We start from the raw sequence: 458 nt of genomic DNA, 5'->3' as shown, positions 1-458 counted from the left end.
GCTCGAGGTCGTCGGCGATGCCCAGTGCCGCCACCGGCCCGAACGTCTCCTCGTCGAAAACGGCCATGCCGGGCGTGACTTCGGAGAGCACGGTGGGCGGATAGTAGTTTCCCGGCCCTTCGCCGATATGGCCGCCCAGCAGCAGACGTGCACCCGCGGCTACCGAGCGCAGGACCTGACGGTGCAGTTCCCCGCGCAGATCGGATCCGGCCATGGGCCCCACGTCGGTCGTGGAGTCCATCGGATCTCCCACCCTCAGCCGGCTTGCGGCAGCCACGAATTTCGCGGTGAACGCCTCGGCGATCGGCTTCTCCAGAATGAAGCGCTTCGCAGCCAGGCAGACCTGACCGGCATTCTGGAACCTCGCCTCGATGCCCGCCGCCACCGCGAGATCGATGTCCGCATCGGCCAGGACGATGAATGGATCGGATCCCCCCAGTTCCAGCAGGCTCTTCTTC

1 protein-coding gene is annotated in these 458 nt (G+C 66.6%); it reads right to left on the bottom strand.

Annotated elements, in window-relative coordinates; all coding sequences use genetic code 11:
• Window positions 1–458 (bottom strand): aldehyde dehydrogenase family protein (locus AC066S_RS39315; RefSeq protein ID WP_478271982.1); only part of this gene is annotated, 458 nt, incomplete at both ends.

The organism is Bradyrhizobium sp. CFUWI (assembly GCF_056429085.1).
Note: the sequence above shows the minus strand (reverse complement) of the source record. Positions and strands in the feature narration are given on the sequence as shown.